This window comes from Yersinia canariae, from assembly GCF_009831415.1.
GTDB lineage: Bacteria > Pseudomonadota > Gammaproteobacteria > Enterobacterales > Enterobacteriaceae > Yersinia > Yersinia canariae.
Window position 1 is genome coordinate 1,718,803 of sequence record NZ_CP043727.1, and the last position, 15,403, is coordinate 1,734,205.

Below are 15,403 nucleotides of genomic sequence, written 5' to 3' on the forward strand. Positions count from 1 at the left end.
CTCCGGAGGCGAAATGAAAACGCTACTAATAATAGACAGTTCGCTCGGGCAGGCCAGAGGCCACCTTGCGTCACTGATGCTGGGTGCTGCGGCGGCAAAAGCAGGACTGAGCTGGGTTGAGAAAGCCGCTGATGCGGAACTGGTGATTGTGGCCGGGCAATCAGCGCCCACTGACAGTGAGCTGAATGGTAAAAAAGTCTATGTCGGTGATGTGGAAAAAGCAGTGCGTGACCCTGAGGGCTTCCTGGCTCAGGCGATTGCGCAGGCTAAACCTTATCAGGCTGCGGCCACCGCAATGCCAGCAGTAACTTCAGCAACTGGCCCAAAACGCATTGTGGCGATTACCGCCTGCCCAACGGGTGTGGCTCACACCTTTATGGCCGCGGAAGCTATTGAAAGTGAAGCCAAAAAACGCGGTTGGTGGGTAAAGGTTGAAACGCGCGGTTCTGTTGGCGCGGGTAATACCATCACGCCAGAAGAAGTGGCCGCAGCAGATTTAGTGATTGTGGCAGCTGACATTGAAGTGGACTTGGATAAGTTTGCAGGCAAACCGATGTACCGTACCACGACCGGCTTGGCGTTGAAGAAAACCGCGCAGGAACTGGACAAAGCGCTGGTGGAAGCAGACGTTTATCAGCCAAAAACCGGCAGCGCGGGCAGTAAAAAAGTAGAAACTGGCGGGCCATATCGCCATCTGCTGACCGGTGTGTCTTACATGTTGCCAATGGTGGTCGCTGGCGGCTTGTGTATCGCGCTCTCCTTCGTGTTCGGTATCAAAGCATTTGAAGTCAAAGGCACATTGGCCGCGGCCTTGATGCAAATTGGTGGCGGTTCAGCATTTGCCCTGATGGTGCCAGTGTTGGCCGGTTTTATCGCCTTCTCCATTGCTGACCGTCCGGGTCTGACACCGGGTTTGATTGGCGGCATGTTAGCGGTGAGCACGGGGGCGGGCTTCCTCGGCGGTATTATTGCCGGTTTCCTGGCCGGTTATGTGGCCAAAGCTATCAGCACCAAACTGCATTTACCGCAAAGTATGGAAGCGCTTAAGCCGATATTGATTATCCCGCTGGTGGCGAGCTTGATTGTCGGTTTGGTGATGATTTATGTGGTCGGTACGCCGGTGGCTAAAATCATGACTGGCCTGACTAACTGGCTGCAATCCATGGGTACCGCCAATGCGGTGCTGTTGGGGGCTATCCTCGGTGCGATGATGTGTACCGATATGGGCGGGCCGGTGAACAAAGCGGCTTATGCCTTTGGTGTGGCGCTGCTGAGTTCGTCAGTTTATGCCCCGATGGCGGCCATCATGGCGGCGGGGATGGTTCCACCGTTGGCGATGGGCCTGGCAACACTGTTGGCGCGTCATAAGTTTGACAAAGGCGAGCAGGAAGGGGGCAAAGCGGCGCTGGTTCTGGGCCTGTGCTTTATCTCTGAAGGGGCGATTCCATTTGCGGCTCGTGACCCAATGCGTGTGCTACCTTGCTGTATCGCGGGGGGCGCATTGACCGGTGCTCTGTCTATGGCCTTTGGCGCGCAGCTGATGGCACCACACGGCGGCCTGTTTGTGTTGCTGATCCCAGGGGCTATTCATCCAGTGCTGTTGTATCTGGTGGCGATTATTGCCGGTACCGTCTTGGCCGGTGGCCTGTACGCGATGCTGAAACGCCCTGATGCAGCCGTGGCTAAAGTGGCTTAATAAGTCAACGAGTTACAGTTAATCAGATAACGCAGTGAATAAGAAAAACCGGCCTCCAAGTGCCGGTTTTTTTATGTCTATGCGGCTTGTGACTTCAGCCAGGCTATCTCTTCGGCCCAGATATCTGGATTCACTGTCTCCAGAATGAGCGGAATATTATTGAAGCGCGGGTCGCGCATAATGTAGCTGAATACGGTTTTGCCGATATTCCCTTCACCCAGGCTGTGGTGGCGGTCGACACGGCTGTTAAATTCACTTTTGGCATCATTAAGGTGCATGCCGCGCAAATACTGAAAGCCGACGATTTCACCAAGCTGATGGAAGGTATGTTTACAATCATCTTCTGTACGTAAATCATAACCGGCAGCGAAAGCATGGCAAGTATCAATACAAACCCCCACGCGGCTTTTATCATCCACCCCATCAATGATGGCGGCCAGATGTTCAAACTTGAAACCAAGATTGCTGCCCTGACCGGCGGTATTTTCAATCACGGCAGTCACACCCTCAGTGGCGTCCAGCGCGATATTGATGGATTCTGCAATGCGAGCCAGACACTTATCTTCATCAATTTGCAGTAAATGGCTGCCGGGATGGAAGTTCAGTAATGACAGCCCCAGTTGCTGACAACGCCCCATCTCATCGATAAAGGCTTCGCGGGATTTCTCCAGCGCCTCGGTAACCGGATGGCCGAGGTTAATCAGATAACTGTCATGAGGCAGAATTTGTGCTGAGGTATAACCGTATTGCTCACATGCTTGCTTAAATTTTTCAATAACATCTTCCGCTAACGGGGCGGCGCGCCATTGGCGTTGATTCTTGGTAAACAGGGCAAAGGCAGTGGCCTCAAGTTCGTGCGCCCGAATCACAGCCTGGTCTACACCACCTGCTGCGCTGACATGTGCACCGACAAATTTCATTCCATTCTCCTTTGATTACCCAGCCATTATGGCATTGATGGCGACATGATTGAATGGGATAAACTGCGAGAAAGGAAAAGGGCTGCCGATGCAGCCCTTAAACAATAATTAGCGAGCTTGGATAGCGGATTTACGCGGCAATATGCTGCACCAGTAAGTTGATACCTGTCCCGCCGACCAGCAACCAGACAAACAGTATCAAAGCCAGTAACAGGGGTTTGACACCCGCCTGGCGGATGGAACCCACATGGGTAGTTAAGCCCAGCGCTGCCATCGCCATGGCCAGCAAAATGGTGTCCAATGTAATCAGTTGGCTAACCCATGCTGCTGGCAGTAAATTCAGTGAGTTAAAACCAGCCATCAGGATAAATATCACCGCAAACCATGGGATGGTAATGGCACTTTTTTCACGTTTTTCGCCACGAGTTTTCAGACTGCTGCGGCCCAGATATGCGGACAGCAACAGTAAGAATGGTGCCAGCATCATGACCCGAATCATTTTGGTAATGACGGCCGCATTTTCGGCATCAGGGCCAATTGCATGCCCAGCCGCGACTACCTGCGCCACTTCATGAATGGTTGAACCGGCAAAGATACCAAAAGTTTCCTGATTAAACGGCAGCCATTGATAATGCAGATTTAATTGATATAACCAAGGGTAAACAAAAATCGCCAATGTCCCGAAAATCACCACTGTTGCAACAGACACCGCCACTTTGCTGGCATCGGCTTTCAGCACCGGCTCGGTCGCCATGATGGCCGCGGCCCCACAAATACTGCTACCGGCACCAATTAACATCACGGTTTGCTGGTCCAGACCAAACACGCGTTTCCCCAGCCAGCAGGCCAAGATAAAGGTTGAGCTGAGGGTTAACAGGTCAATAATCATCCCGGTAGCCCCCACGTCAGCCACTTGCTGGAAGGTGAGCCGGAAGCCGTACAAAATGATCCCCAGCCGCAGCAAGTGCTGTTTGGCGAGCACTACCCCGTCAGCGCAAACCGGTTGCACCCAAGGGTACAAAGTGTTGCCCACCACGATACCGAATAGAATCGCCAGAGTCAGCGCCCCCAGCCCCATGTTGATAAACCACGGCATATCACCCACTTTGAGCGCTAACCCAGTTATCACACCAGTCAATACCAAGCCCGGAATATAGCGGAACAGAGTCGGTAGCTGTGGTTGGGAGAGTTCTTTAATATGAGAAGTCGCCATGTTTATGTCCTGTGTCTTGTAACGATTGCGCACAGTTTACAATTTTTGGGTATAATAGATAAATTCATTATATCTTTATAATTAATCTGTATAAGTGGTAAGTGCAATGAGAGGGTAGTTGATGGTCAGAAAAGTGGCGCATTAGTTATCGGCGATGCAGACATACGCAAAATGGGTATATCTGAAAAGAGAGTTATCAAGAAGAAATGCACCACTAAGTTATTCAATACCTGTTTTCATATCAAAAAATATGATGTTTTGCCTCATCCCATAAATTACAAGTCGATAAAATCAATGACACAGTTAATTAATTCCTATGCTTTTGATGGAGGCCTCGGTATACCCGCAGAGAATATTAATTGTTCACGTAGTATTGATTTTCTATTGAACTACAGAGATGTAATCATATTAACTATGATGGATATTTTATATTAGTTAAGCCAAGTCATAATGAATATTGATTTGCCAGCCAGTGAATCCAGTTTCGGATCTTGCGGGTAACGCGATAGTAGGGGAAAGAAAACCGATTTCCCAATGATACTGCGGCTTGAAGCATCGGCGGGTTCTAAACCCCATAAATTTTGATAGGTTGCCGGCACTGTTTGGCCTTTCCAGTCAATATTGCCAATATAGAGCATTACATGTCCGCCAATATAAATCAGTGTAGTAAATGGTTTGCCATGCTTCATAAGGTAGTCTATTCGTTCAGCAGTAGAATAATGGCTCAAATCGACGTTTCTTGCGCTCAAAGATTGTTCATGAGCATTTCTGGGAAGATAAATACCCAAAGGCAGTAGCAAATTTCTTATCTCGGCGGAGCAGTCATTATGACCATAGATATTCCCCCAGCCATAGCTTTTTCCCTGCATGCCTTTTATCAAAAGTGAGAGAGTTTCGGGGGTTGGTATCATAGGAATTTGATGGATGGCATTTTCAGATAAAGGAGCGTAATAGATATCGGCCTTACCCTGTTTATTTTTTACCGGAATTGCCACAATTTTCTTACCGTTGACTGTTTTCAGTGGCAGAAGTGTTCCGGTTCGCGCAGTAAACCTGAAGATGCCTTCACTATCTACCAAGCTGGCATTATCATTTATCACAGCACCAAGACTTGCTCTTGCCATTGAAATCCAGCGTTGGATAAAAACATCATCAACATTGGCAATATCTGAGCTTTCAACCCAGCCTATTACTGAGGGCGAAATAACAAAACTCCATGATTTATCCTGAGTAATACCTGCAATATAGATGGGTTCGCCGGGATGAAGTGCCGATTCCTGTAACATATCAAATGGAAATCCTTGGCCTGCCTGACTGGGATTACCAAATGCGGGGTAGGTTGTTGGCAGGAGTCTGACGGCCGTTTCTTTTAACACGATACCGCGCGAAGTTCGGTGATATTCTTCGGTTATGGCGATGGAAGCGAGATGTTGTATCTGCTTTTTCCATCCAGAATCAAGCAGAAGGAAATTTTCGCCGTAGTGACGCGAATCTGAGCGGGTAAACTGAGCAATATATTTAGACAGTTTTTTGGTTGCGACTCCCGCACTGCCCAGCGCGGTACTGATATAGTTTTTGTTCCAAGGTGATAAATCCCCGCTGTTTTGCCCAAAGTAATGATTCAGCAAAGCCTTAAAAGCTGAACTCTGTTGCTCTGAGTTCATAAAAGGAGTGTGATAGTGATTGTTTTCAGGTATCCATCTATCTGTATCTTGGGGATAATCTTGTATAGGAAAAATAGTTTTTGTTTTATCTATTCTAACGATATCTGTTTGAATTAATGGTTGCTGTGAATATAATGCGCTTGAATATACGAAAAAAGATATAAATCCGGTTAGCAGAAAAAGTATATTGTATCCAATAGTCTTTTTTATCATAAAAAATCCTTTTAAGTTGATTGGAGAATGATATTCCTTATTGATGTTTTCCAGAGATAAACTATAACGTCCTTATCAATCATGGCCGTGGTGTGAAATATTAAAATGAAAAAGGTCAAAGCTGAAAAGTCACTATGGTTGATTCTGATAATGGCCGCAATGATTTATTTGATTATTCCTCCTTATTTGCTGGGTTACTTTTTTAAACTATATAACTTGAATCCTTTCCATATTGCTCCTCTGCCGCATTTTAACCCGTTTAACAGTGAACGCGGCATTCCATTATTCCAAACATTCAGTTACCTACTGGTTATCTGGCTGATTTTCAATGTGGTTGTCGCTGTGGTCGTCGCCATTATTTACCGTCTTACCCCTCGATCAGATGATAATGAATAGCATTCTTACTGTTTAAATTCATTCCTGATAACCTCCAGATTTTGCTCAAAGGTGTTAGTCTTATACGGTAATTGAGGCTATATAATCCTTTCGTCAGCAATTGCGTTAGTGACTAATATACCCTTCTTACTTGAAGTTGCAGCGCGGTTAACCGCGGCGGTTCATCCGGGGGAGTCTGACCCGTGTCGGCGCGCCGGGCTTGCAGGTCGCAACTCCAATTACTTTGGGTAAACGTTAGCTCTTCTCATCCAGCAACTGACGAACAGAGTGATGATAGCGTCCTCCATTTTTTACTACAGAGACCGTTATGCACATAACCTTACGTCAACTTGAAGTCTTTACTGAGGTGCTAAAAAGCGGCTCTACGACCCAAGCATCGGTTGTGCTCGCGCTTTCACAATCGGCAGTCAGCGCAGCATTGGCGGATTTGGAAGGGCAATTAGGGGTGCAACTTTTTGATAGGGTCGGTAAGCGTTTAGTCACCAATGAACATGGGCGGTTGCTTTATCCCAAAGCACTCGCGCTGCTTGACCAGGCAATTGAAATTGAACAACTTTTCTTACAAGACTTAGGCGCATTGCGCATCGCTGCCAGTAGCACTATCGGCAATTATATGTTGCCGGGCATGATTGCCAAATACCGGCGCGATTTCCCTGGCACGCCATTGGAACTGAATATTGGTAACAGTCAGGATGTGATTGAAGCCGTGGCTGATTTTCGCGGCGACCTTGGCTTGATTGAAGGGCCGTGCCACATGCCAGAGTTGATGACCCAAGCTTGGCTGCGTGATGAGTTGGTGGTGTTTGCCGCTCCTGATAACCCACTGTGTCATAAAATGCTGACGTTAGATGAGCTGGCCGAGGCCGCGTGGATTTTACGTGAGCGAGGTTCTGGCACTCGTGAGGTGCTCGACCACTTATTGTTGGCAAAATTGCCGCATTTTAAATTGGTCATGGAACTGGGGAATTCTGAAGCTATTAAGCGGGCGGTGCGCTATGGCATGGGCATTAGTTGTTTGTCGCGCCGGGTGATTGCCGACCAACTTGCCAGCGGTGAACTGATCGAGCTTAATATTCCTTTGCCCCCTCTAATCAGGACGTTATATCTAATTCATCATCGGCAAAAACACATCTCAAATGCGTTGCAACGCTTTCTCAGCTATTGTCAGGAAGAGCCGTGAATTGGCGGTTTTCGTTAAAGCGAATTAGCGGTATGCGGCAGAGGATTTTAAGTTTTTTCCACCACAGAAAAGGGCTATGGCGGTAAAAATAGCCCGCAGATGTCCGTTTTTTCTGATAATTGAGCTTTTGCTAATAATTGGGCTGGGATCATGAAGGTATCTTATATCAGCGCATTGTTACTATCCGAGACTGTGGGATTTGTTACAATCCCGCCTTATTTTTTAAGGGTGAATTAGGGTAAGAATGACTCAGCAAAATACTAAAATCCCCGTGCAACAGGGTGCGCAGCGCTTACGCAGAGAGCTTAAATCACGACATTTAGCCATGATTGCTATCGGTGGCTCTATTGGTACCGGTTTATTTGTGGCCTCAGGGGCGACGATATCCCAGGCCGGCCCGGGTGGCGCATTGCTCTCCTATGCATTGATTGGCCTGATGGTTTATTTCTTGATGACCAGCTTGGGTGAATTGGCGGCATTTATGCCGGTGTCCGGTTCATTTTCGACTTACGGCTCAAAATATGTGGAGGAAGGTTTCGGCTTCGCATTGGGCTGGAACTACTGGTACAACTGGGCGGTGACTATCGCCGTGGACTTGGTTGCCGCGCAACTGGTCATGAATTACTGGTTCCCCGACGCCCCCGGCTGGATCTGGAGTGCTCTGTTCCTCGCCCTGATGTTTTTACTCAATTACATATCAGTCAAAGGCTTTGGTGAGGCGGAGTATTGGTTCTCTCTGATTAAAGTCACCACGGTTGTTATCTTCATCATTATTGGTGTGATGATGATTAGCGGCATCATGAAAGGCGGCGAGAGTGCGGGCTGGCACAACTGGACAGTCGGCGATGCACCTTTTGCCGGTGGTTTCTCGGCGATGATTGGGGTGGCGATGATAGTTGGGTTCTCTTTCCAGGGGACTGAGCTCATTGGTATTGCGGCTGGCGAATCAAAGGATCCGGGCAAAAATATTCCGCGCGCAGTGCGCAAGGTGTTCTGGCGTATTCTGCTGTTCTATATCTTCGCCATCCTTATTATTAGCCTGATTATTCCGTATACCGACCCAAGTCTGTTACGTAATGATGTGAAAGATATCAGTGTCAGCCCATTCACCTTGGTGTTCCAGAATGCCGGTCTGTTGTCTGCGGCAGCGGTGATGAATGCAGTTATTCTGACGGCGGTATTGTCAGCCGGTAACTCAGGGATGTATGCCTCAACTCGCATGCTGTTTACTCTGGCATCAGAAGGCAAGGCTCCGCGCATTTTTGCCAAACTCTCTCAGGGCGGTGTGCCGCGTAATGCGCTGTATGCCACGACTGTTGTCGCGGGCTTGTGCTTCTTAAGCTCCATGTTTGGTAACCAAACTGTCTACCTGTGGTTGCTCAATACCTCCGGTATGACGGGCTTTATCGCCTGGTTGGGGATTGCTATCAGTCACTACCGTTTCCGCCGTGGCTATATGATGCAAGGCCGCGATTTGAACGACTTACCATATCAGTCGGGTTTCTTCCCTCTGGGGCCTATTTTTGCCTTTGTATTGTGTTTAATCATTACTTTGGGGCAAAACTATCAGGCATTCCTGCAAGACCGTATTGATTGGTATGGTGTGACCGCGACTTATATCGGTATTCCATTGTTTCTGATTATTTGGTTTGGCTATAAGTTGAGCCGTGGCACTAAGGTTATCAAATACAAAGATATGGAATTCCCGAAATGGCGTGATGACAGCCATGATGATCAGGAACCTAAAAAAACGGTACTGATTTCTGACTGACACCGTGATGATGCAGTGATGAAAGGGCGATAATCATATCGCCCTTTTTTATTGTGGCGAGCTGATGACTTTTCGAACAATATTGAGCAAATAATTTCGCTAACTTCGCTTCATCTCCCTCCAAATATCATGGGTTAGATTAACCATACTGATTAAATAATATTATAAAATAAGCATTTACAGAAAATGATATCAAATCAGTTATAGCAATCTTATTGATAAGTATTATCGTTTGTTTTATTGTTAGCGCCATATTGATACTCGGTAGCCGAAATAAATGAGTGTATCCACTGAACCCATGACAAAAACACCGAGCCAGGCTGATGCCAGTGTGATGGGGCGGTATAAGAATATTGTGCGCCACCGTCTGCTTATCATGGGCGTGTTGATATTGGCCATTTTGGGGTGTTTGTTACTGGATTTCACCTTGGGGCCATCAGGTCTGACACTGTCGTCTCTGTGGCAGACGCTACTTGACCCGGCCAGTGCAGAGACGGGGACTCGGGTTATCGTGTGGGATATCCGCTTACCCTACGCCTTGATGGCGGTGGTTATTGGTTTGTCACTCGGGCTTGCGGGCGCGGAGATGCAAACCATCCTGAATAACCCGCTGGCTAGCCCTTTTACCCTGGGCGTGTCTTCTGCTGCGGCATTCGGGGCAGCACTGGCGATTGTCTCAGGAATTGGTATTCCGGGCGTGCCCGAACAGTGGTTTATTTCAGTTAATGCTTTTATTTTTGCTCTATTTGCCGCACTGATGCTTGACGGGATCACGCGCTGGACGCGGGTTGCAACATCGGGTGTCGTGCTGTTTGGTATCGCGCTGGTCTTTACCTTCAATGCGCTGGTCTCAATGATGCAATTCATCGCCAGCGAAGATACGCTGCAAGGTCTGGTGTTCTGGACCATGGGCAGTTTGGCACGCGCTTCGTGGAGTAAACTGGGCATCATGCTGGCGGTGTTTGCCCTGATGCTGCCGTTGTCGATGATGAGTTCGTGGAAACTCACGGCACTGCGCTTAGGGGAAGACCGAGCGATAAGTTTTGGTATTGATGTGCGCCGTTTGCGGCTGGGAACATTGTTACGTATCAGTATGTTATCGGCACTGGCGGTGGCTTTTGTTGGCCCTATAGGATTTATCGGGTTAGTGGCTCCTCATATCGCGCGTATGACTTTTGGTGAAGACCACCGTTTTTATCTGCCAGCCAGCGCCCTGATTGGTGCGCTGGTGTTATCCATGGCGTCGATTGCCTCGAAAAACCTGATTCCGGGCGTCATTATTCCCGTCGGGATTGTCACCTCGCTGGTGGGGGTTCCATTCTTCCTCAGTATTATTTTGCGCCATAGGGGGAATGTATGACTTCCGGCTTACGTATTGAACATTTCAATGCGGGTTATCCGAAGCGCCCGGTGATTCAGAATTTGACCGTGCCATTACTGCCGCGCGGCAAAATCACGGTGTTGCTTGGGCCAAATGGTAGTGGAAAGTCGACACTATTACGTTCCATGGCCGGTTTAAACCGTGCTCAAGGGCAGTTGTGGCTGGATAATAATGACCTGATGCAGATGCCGTTTGCGCAGCGAGCAGAGAAAGTGGTGTATTTGCCACAATCATTGCCCGCCGGTGTGCATCTCCATGTTTTGGAATCAATTATTGTTGCCCAGCGGGCTTCTGGCGGGCGCAGCAACGCGAGCAGTGAAGTGGAAGTGATAACCTTGCTGGAACAACTGGGCATTGCCCATTTGGCACTCAGTTATCTGGACCAGCTCTCTGGCGGCCAGAAGCAGTTAGTGGGGTTAGCACAGTCACTTATTCGCCAGCCATCCTTGTTATTACTGGATGAACCGCTGAGCGCGCTGGACCTTAATTATCAATTTCATGTGATGGATTTGGTACGTAAGGAAACCCAGAAACGCAATATTATTACCGTGGTGGTGGTGCATGACATCAATATTGCCTTACGTCATGGTGACCATGTGCTGATGTTACAAAACGGCACGCTGATTGCTGATGGTTTACCGCAAGAGGTGATTACGCCGCAAAGTCTGGCCAAGGTTTATGGAGTGAAAGGGCGGATTGAGCGCTGTTCACAAGGCACTCCGCAGGTGTTAATTGACGGCCTGGTGACGGAGCCAACTATTTAGCCAATATTTTGATGCCTTATTCTTATTATGGGTAATGTTTTCCATAGGTTAAGTAAGGCATCTATATGAGAAGTACTGTTATTCATAAAATAATAATTATGTATTAAGTAGGAATCGTTGGAAGCGCAATTCCTGCTTTGGTGAGCTATTGCCAATTTTTATAAAAATAATATTTATCACCTGCCCGTCAGGCGACATCGCTGCAGGCAAAAAGAACCTGATGGAAAGGCTCTGAGTAAATTTATATCTCATGGAGAACGTATAATGGCGAAGGCCAATAAGAGTTTTAGGAAATCTAATGTTGCGGCATTAGTAATAGCGACAATTATCTCATCTCAGGTATATGCCGCTGAAACCAAAACCACCACGACAGATACTATGGTGGTAACGGCAACAGGCTTCCAACAACGTATTCAAGATTCGGCGGCGTCTATTTCCGTTGTGACCCGCGAGCAAATCGAAAATAAAGCTTATCGTGATATTACCGATGCACTCAAAGATGTGCCGGGGGTGGTTGTCACCGGTGGCGGGAGTCACAGTGATATCAGCATTCGCGGCATGTCGGCGAAATACACCTTGATTCTGGTGGATGGAAAGCGGGTTGATACCCGTGGTACGCGGCCAAATAGCGACGGCTCGGGGATTGAGCAGGGCTGGTTACCACCGCTGGCGGCCATCGAACGCATTGAAGTTGTCCGTGGCCCGATGTCTTCTTTATATGGTTCGGACGCCATGGGTGGGGTTATTAACGTTATTACCCGTAAAGTGGGCAAAGAGTGGCACGGCACTGTACGTGCGGATGCTACATTGCAGGAAGATTCCAAGTCCGGTGATATTTATCAAACTAACGCCTACGCCTCTGGCCCATTAATTGACGGCTTATTGGGATTAAAAGTCAGCGGCCTGCTTTCTCATCGTAGCGAAGATAAAATTGTCGATGGCTATAATGAGCAGCGCCTAAGAAATGGTGCAGCGACATTCACACTCACACCCGATGATAAAAACGAATTTGATTTTGATATTGGCCATTATGTGCAAGATAGAAATTCAACTGCTGGGCGTTCAGTGGCATTAAACGGTAAAAGCAGTGATGTACAATATGATCGTAATAATTATGCGATTACTCACCACGGCTATTATGATTTTGGTAATTCAACCAGTTATGTTCAACGTGATGAAACCCGCAATCCATCACGTGAAATGAAAAGTGTCGATAATGTCTTTAATAGCCAAACCTCCTTCCTGTTTGATAGCCACACGTTAATTCTTGGCGGCCAATATCGCTATGAAGAATTATATGATGAGGGCAATCAGTTAGCTTCAGCCAGTGACCTGACTAAATTGACCCGCTGGAGTTGGGCTCTGTTTGCTGAAGATGAATGGCAAATGACGAATGATTTCGCGCTGACCGGCGGTATCCGTATGGATCAGGACGAAAACTATGGTACTCACTGGACACCGCGTTTATACGGTGTTTGGCATTTGGCAGAGCAATGGACATTAAAAGGCGGGGTATCTGGCGGCTATCGTTCGCCTGATTTGCGCCAGGCGACCGATAACTGGGGGCAAATCACCGGTGGTAAAGGTGACCCGGCTATTATTGTCGGTAATGCCAACCTGAAACCAGAAAGAAGTATCAGTCAGGAAATCGGTATTCTCTGGGACGATCAGGACGGTATGAATGCCGGTGTGACACTGTTTAATACTGATTTTAAAGATAAAATTACTGAAGTCCGCCGCTGCACTGACACCACAGGTAATGCGTCCGGTCAGTGCATGATTAATGGCAACAGCTATAAGTTTATTAGTGACCGAACCAACGTGGATAAAGCCATGACACGCGGTGTGGAAGCGACTTTTGGTTGGGATATCAATGAAGACTGGTCACTGACCTCTAACTATACTTTTACTCAATCAGAGCAAAAGAGTGGGCAGTTCTCCGGCCAGCCATTGAATCAGATGCCAAAACACATGCTAAATGGCACCTTGAACTGGCAAGCCAGTGAAGAGTTGGCGACCTGGATTCGCGCTAACTATCGCGGTAAAACCTCGGAATATCTAAACCGTACCAGTATGAGCACCCAAACTCCGTCTTATACTTTTGTTGATTTAGGCGCTAACTATCAGCTAACAAAAGACTTCCGACTGATGGGCGGGGTTTATAACATGCTGGATAAACGAGTAGATATCGAAGTGAATGATAAAGTTCTGGATGGTCGCCGTTATATGATTGGTGCCAGCTACGATTTCTAATCCCCTTCGTCCTTGAAGCCGCAGGGGCGTTGGCTGCGCTCACGAACCCGAATCACTGACTTGAGTAAGCTCATCGGGATACGTTTGCTGGCCGCCTACCTGCGATTTCAATGACTTTGGGGATAGATTTTGCCTTGAAGTCGCAGGGGTGGGTTTACGTTGCTCACCCCTATTTAATTAGCTCAGACCAATATCAATGACTTTCTGAAATGCCGATCTTTCGGTCAGGTTTTGATACCAATGTTGTAAGTGCGGCAATGGCGCGCGCTCAATCGGCAGATTGAACCAGGCATAAGCCAGACAGCCTAATGGAATATCACCGACACCAAATTTATCGCCCGAAAGATAGCGCTGTTTGCTCAGGGCTTCATCTGCAATCGCCATTAATGTATTCAATTGCTCAATACCGTGAGCAATTTTGGCTTTATCCTGTAATTCCGGAGCGGTGCGTACCAGCCCGATAAAAACGGCTTTAAACGGCTCCACGACACTTGATGTCGCCCAATCCATCCATTTTTCGGCCGCCGCCCGCTGCTTTGCATCTGGCAGATAAAGCGTATTTTCGCCATATTGCGCGGCTAAATAACGGACAATGGTATTGGACTCCCACAGGATAAAATCGTCATCTTGCAGGCAAGGGATCAGGCCATTGGGGTTCAGTGAGCGGTAGAGCGGGTCATTCAACTTGCCATATTGGCCCCCGACATCTATTCGCTTATAGTCAATTCCCAACTCTTCCAGACACCAAAGCACTTTTTTGACATTAGTCGAATTATTTCGACCCCAGACTGTGAGCATATCAAACCCTCTTTAATACCCGCCATTCGTCAAGCTGCATGTGTGCAGCGGCTTTCATTCACGCGCTACTTTCTTGCAACTCAAATTATTTTGAGTTAACGCCGTTGCCAATGATGGATATCCCAATCATGCAAAATTGCCAGGTCCACCAATTCAGTACCCGGATTGATCACTGCGGCGCGATCAACATATTCCAATAACGGTTTGTCATTGATTGAATCACTGTAACCATAGGTCCGCTGGAAGTCTAATTGGGGCGATTCCTTCAACCACTGTTTCAGCCGCTCAACTTTGCCCTCACGATAAGTCAGGGTACCGTAAGTCTTGCCGGTATAGCGGCTATTCTCCACTTCCACGCCAATAGACAATGCTGTATTGGCAGAGAAACACTGCGCAATGGGGGTGACCAAATGCTCGCCAGTGGCTGAAATAATCACGATGTAATCACCACGATTACGGTGCCAGTTCAGAAGTTTTCTGGCCTGCGGATAGACGCGGGGCAAAATGTCGCGCTCGATAAAACGCTCGACCCAGCCGGCCACTTCAGCCGTGTGCTTTCCTACCAAAGGTGACAAAGTTGATTCCATATAACAGGACATCGACAGGTTTCCCTGATAGTACTGTTTCATTAAATACTGTTCTTGTTCTGCCAGTTCGTGAGAAGCAATTCCTTCATCAACCAGCCAGCGCATCCATAGGCCAGAACTGTCATCGCTTATCAGCGTTTCATCAAGATCAAACAGGGCCAAATCCATTAAGCCACCTCCAAGTAGATAACGCGGGCGAAGTGAAACTTAACAGGGTATGTGCTGAACATTGGCAATTTCCCACCGGAATAACAGGTATCAATAGTTAACCTAATACTTTCTACCCAAACATGAAAGTAAATCAGAATAGGGGGCAATTAAGACAAAGTAATGAAAGAAATAACATAGAACGGATTGATATTGGTGAGTTAGCGAGTTTCGGTGTTAATTATTTATATCGTTTGGATATAGATTGTTAAGCATTTAGTCGAGAACGCTCTTAAAACTGCGCTTTGTCTGACCGCGCAGTTTGTGACCAACCGCCCTGGGCCAAGGAAAGAGTGTTGTCGACTGCCTGCTTTCACCCCCACAGCTCAGGAGCTGAATATGCTAATTATTCGTTTGTAT

Annotated in this window: 12 protein-coding genes; 7 read left to right on the plus strand and 5 right to left on the minus strand. The window is 47.6% G+C overall.

Going from position 1 to position 15,403, the window contains the following annotated elements; genetic code table 11:
• Positions 1-13 precede the first annotated feature (13 nt).
• Positions 14-1,696 (plus strand): PTS fructose transporter subunit IIBC, encoded by a 1,683-nt coding sequence (gene fruA / locus F0T03_RS08030; RefSeq protein WP_159677735.1) that lies wholly within the window; start codon positions 14-16, stop codon positions 1,694-1,696.
• Between the two features lie 77 nt (positions 1,697-1,773).
• Here the strand turns inward: fruA and nfo are convergent, their stop codons facing one another.
• From nfo to F0T03_RS08045, 3 genes are all read right to left on the minus strand, one after another.
• The gene (gene nfo, locus F0T03_RS08035; RefSeq protein ID WP_159677737.1) at positions 1,774-2,616 is read right to left on the minus strand and encodes a deoxyribonuclease IV; all 843 of its coding nucleotides are present in this window, start codon (positions 2,614-2,616) and stop codon (positions 1,774-1,776) included.
• A 130-nt stretch (positions 2,617-2,746) separates the two neighbouring features.
• Positions 2,747-3,829, minus strand: a complete 1,083-nt coding sequence (locus F0T03_RS08040; protein WP_159677740.1) for a YeiH family protein — start codon at positions 3,827-3,829, stop codon at positions 2,747-2,749.
• Between the two features lie 431 nt (positions 3,830-4,260).
• Positions 4,261-5,706 carry an SH3 domain-containing protein gene (locus tag F0T03_RS08045; protein ID WP_246169943.1) on the minus strand — a complete coding sequence of 482 codons (1,446 nt, stop codon included), beginning with the start codon at positions 5,704-5,706 and terminating at the stop codon, positions 4,261-4,263.
• 105 nt (positions 5,707-5,811) lie between these two features.
• On the opposite strand from F0T03_RS08045, the gene F0T03_RS08050 reads away from it, so the two are divergent.
• The 6 genes from F0T03_RS08050 to yuiR all read left to right on the plus strand — a co-directional run bounded on the left by F0T03_RS08050 (position 5,812) and on the right by yuiR (position 13,451).
• On the plus strand, positions 5,812-6,102 hold the full coding sequence (locus F0T03_RS08050; protein ID WP_208787101.1) for a hypothetical protein: 291 nt from the start codon (positions 5,812-5,814) through the stop codon (positions 6,100-6,102).
• Positions 6,103-6,409: 307 nt separating this feature from the next.
• On the plus strand, positions 6,410-7,282 hold the full coding sequence (yieE, locus tag F0T03_RS08055; RefSeq protein ID WP_145552981.1) for a DNA-binding transcriptional regulator YeiE: 873 nt from the start codon (positions 6,410-6,412) through the stop codon (positions 7,280-7,282).
• 244 nt (positions 7,283-7,526) lie between these two features.
• Complete coding sequence (locus F0T03_RS08060; RefSeq protein ID WP_145552979.1) at positions 7,527-9,053, plus strand: amino acid permease; 1,527 nt, start codon at positions 7,527-7,529, stop codon at positions 9,051-9,053.
• Between the two features lie 277 nt (positions 9,054-9,330).
• On the plus strand, positions 9,331-10,413 hold the full coding sequence (locus F0T03_RS08065; RefSeq protein WP_159677744.1) for a FecCD family ABC transporter permease: 1,083 nt from the start codon (positions 9,331-9,333) through the stop codon (positions 10,411-10,413).
• Positions 10,410-11,198 (plus strand): ABC transporter ATP-binding protein, encoded by a 789-nt coding sequence (locus F0T03_RS08070; RefSeq protein ID WP_159677747.1) that lies wholly within the window; start codon positions 10,410-10,412, stop codon positions 11,196-11,198. Before F0T03_RS08065 ends, F0T03_RS08070 begins: the two co-directional genes overlap by 4 nt.
• A 264-nt stretch (positions 11,199-11,462) precedes the next feature.
• Positions 11,463-13,451, plus strand: coding sequence for a colicin FY TonB-dependent receptor YuiR (gene yuiR, locus F0T03_RS08075; RefSeq protein WP_159677750.1), 1,989 nt, complete (start codon positions 11,463-11,465; stop codon positions 13,449-13,451).
• A gap of 177 nt (positions 13,452-13,628) precedes the next feature.
• Here yuiR and F0T03_RS08080 read toward each other — a convergent pair whose 3' ends face one another.
• Positions 13,629-14,249, minus strand: coding sequence for a glutathione S-transferase family protein (locus F0T03_RS08080; protein ID WP_159677753.1), 621 nt, complete (start codon positions 14,247-14,249; stop codon positions 13,629-13,631).
• A 95-nt stretch (positions 14,250-14,344) separates the two neighbouring features.
• The gene (locus F0T03_RS08085) at positions 14,345-15,004 is read right to left on the minus strand and encodes an HAD family hydrolase (RefSeq protein WP_159677756.1); all 660 of its coding nucleotides are present in this window, start codon (positions 15,002-15,004) and stop codon (positions 14,345-14,347) included.
• Positions 15,005-15,403: the final 399 nt, after the last annotated feature.

Coding starts and splice junctions, on each gene's coding strand:
- F0T03_RS08065 (WP_159677744.1), top strand. CDS start 9,331: ATGAGTGTATCCACTGAACCCATGACAAAAACACCGAGCCAGGCTGAT.
- F0T03_RS08060 (WP_145552979.1), top strand. CDS start 7,527: ATGACTCAGCAAAATACTAAAATCCCCGTGCAACAGGGTGCGCAGCGC.
- fruA (WP_159677735.1), top strand. CDS start 14: ATGAAAACGCTACTAATAATAGACAGTTCGCTCGGGCAGGCCAGAGGC.
- F0T03_RS08070 (WP_159677747.1), top strand. CDS start 10,410: ATGACTTCCGGCTTACGTATTGAACATTTCAATGCGGGTTATCCGAAG.
- nfo (WP_159677737.1), bottom strand. CDS start 2,616: ATGAAATTTGTCGGTGCACATGTCAGCGCAGCAGGTGGTGTAGACCAG.
- F0T03_RS08085 (WP_159677756.1), bottom strand. CDS start 15,004: ATGGATTTGGCCCTGTTTGATCTTGATGAAACGCTGATAAGCGATGAC.
- F0T03_RS08040 (WP_159677740.1), bottom strand. CDS start 3,829: ATGGCGACTTCTCATATTAAAGAACTCTCCCAACCACAGCTACCGACT.
- F0T03_RS08050 (WP_208787101.1), top strand. CDS start 5,812: ATGAAAAAGGTCAAAGCTGAAAAGTCACTATGGTTGATTCTGATAATG.
- F0T03_RS08080 (WP_159677753.1), bottom strand. CDS start 14,249: ATGCTCACAGTCTGGGGTCGAAATAATTCGACTAATGTCAAAAAAGTG.
- yuiR (WP_159677750.1), top strand. CDS start 11,463: ATGGCGAAGGCCAATAAGAGTTTTAGGAAATCTAATGTTGCGGCATTA.
- F0T03_RS08045 (WP_246169943.1), bottom strand. CDS start 5,706: ATGATAAAAAAGACTATTGGATACAATATACTTTTTCTGCTAACCGGA.
- yieE (WP_145552981.1), top strand. CDS start 6,410: ATGCACATAACCTTACGTCAACTTGAAGTCTTTACTGAGGTGCTAAAA.